Annotated in this window: 1 protein-coding gene; it reads left to right on the top strand. The window is 58.8% G+C overall.

What is annotated here, in order from left to right; translation table 11 throughout:
- Positions 1-36: 36 nt before the first annotated feature.
- The gene (locus BN2475_RS32645; protein ID WP_094783462.1) at positions 37-1,488 is read left to right on the top strand and encodes an IS1182 family transposase; all 1,452 of its coding nucleotides are present in this window, start codon (positions 37-39) and stop codon (positions 1,486-1,488) included.
- Positions 1,489-1,619: the final 131 nt, after the last annotated feature.

Here is a 1,619-nt window from a genome sequence, read left to right as displayed (position 1 = left end):
CTAGACTGAATCAACCTGTTGGTGCGTGAGGCGAAGATGGGGCGATTTGTCGAAGGTGCAGACCGCAATCAAACAACGCTACTGCCGGAATGTCTGGATGACTTCATCGCCGAAGACAACACGATCCGGATTGTCGACGCATTCGTAGATGAGCTTGAGCTGTCGTCTCTGGGATTTGAAGGGACCATGCCGGCGATCACGGGGCGTCCGTCCTACCACCCCGGTGTGCTGCTCAAGATCTACATTTACGGCTATCTCAATCGCGTGCAGTCGAGCCGCCGCCTGGAGCGGGAGTGCCAGCGCAACGTCGAACTGATGTGGCTGACCGGGCGCCTCGCCCCGGACTTCAAGACGATCGCCGAGTTCAGGCGAAGCAACGGGGAAGGCATTCGCAATGTATGCCGGCGCTTCGTGATGATATGCCGTGATCTGAAGCTGTTCACGCAAGCGGTCGTGGCCATCGACGGCAGTAAGTTCAAGGCGGTCAACAGCCGCGACAACAACTTCACGCCCAACAAGATTGCGAAGCGTCAGGAGCAGATCGAGCAGAGCATTCAGCGCTACCTGGATGCTCTGGAAACAGCAGATCGCACTCAACCCGCCGAGGTGGAAGCGAAGACAGAGCGACTACGGGAAAAGATCGGGACGCTGCGCGAACAGATGCGTGATCTGGAGCGTGCGGCAAAGCTGCTGAACGATTTGCCTGAAAAGCAGGTCTCCCTGACCGACCCCGACTCGCGTTCGATGATCTCGCAAGCCAAAGGCACAGGCGTGGTTGGCTACAACGTTCAGGTGGCCGTCGACACCATGCATCACCTCGTCGTGACCCATGAAGTGACGAACATCGGCAATGACCGGACGCAGTTGAGTCCGATGGCCAAGGCAGCTCGCGACGCCATGGGCAAGAAAAAGATCAAGGCACTCGCAGATCGTGGATACTTCAGTGCACCCGAGATCAAGGCGTGCGACGACGCTGGCATTGCCGCAATGGTGCCGAAATCGCTGACGTCTGGCGCGAGGGCCGACGGGCGATTCGACCGGGCCGACTTCGTCTACATCGCTGCGGATGACCAGTATCGCTGCCCGGCGGGGCAGCGGGCGATTTACCGATTCAGTTCGGTTGAGCGGGACAATCCGATGACCCTGCGCACCTACTGGAGTAGCGCCTGCCCGAATTGCCCGATCAAGAGCCAGTGCACGCCATCTGATTACCGGCGTATCCGGCGATGGGAGCACGAAGCGGTGCTTGAGGCAATGCAGTCAAGGCTGGATCGCCAACTCAATGCAATGACGATAAGACGCCGAACAGTCGAGCACGTGTTCGGCACTCTCAAGCACTGGATGGGCTCGACACACTTCCAGACACGCAGGCTTGGTTACGTCGCAACCGAAATGAGTTTGCATGTGCTGGCATACAACCTCAAGCGCGTCATCAGGATCCTCGGATTCACGAGGACGATGCGGGCAATGAAGTTGGCCGGTGCGTGAACTCGCGTACTGACACTGCGCATCGGCATAGCACAATCAGGTCAGCGGTCCGTGTCTCGGTGTAACCGAACGGCACTCCCAACGGCGCTTTATCGGTTGGCCCCTCTGCGCGTTTTTACACGGCCTCGGCC

It is taken from the genome of Paraburkholderia ribeironis (assembly GCF_900019265.1).
GTDB classification, from domain to species: domain Bacteria; phylum Pseudomonadota; class Gammaproteobacteria; order Burkholderiales; family Burkholderiaceae; genus Paraburkholderia; species Paraburkholderia ribeironis.
Note: the sequence above shows the minus strand (reverse complement) of the source record. Positions and strands in the feature narration are given on the sequence as shown.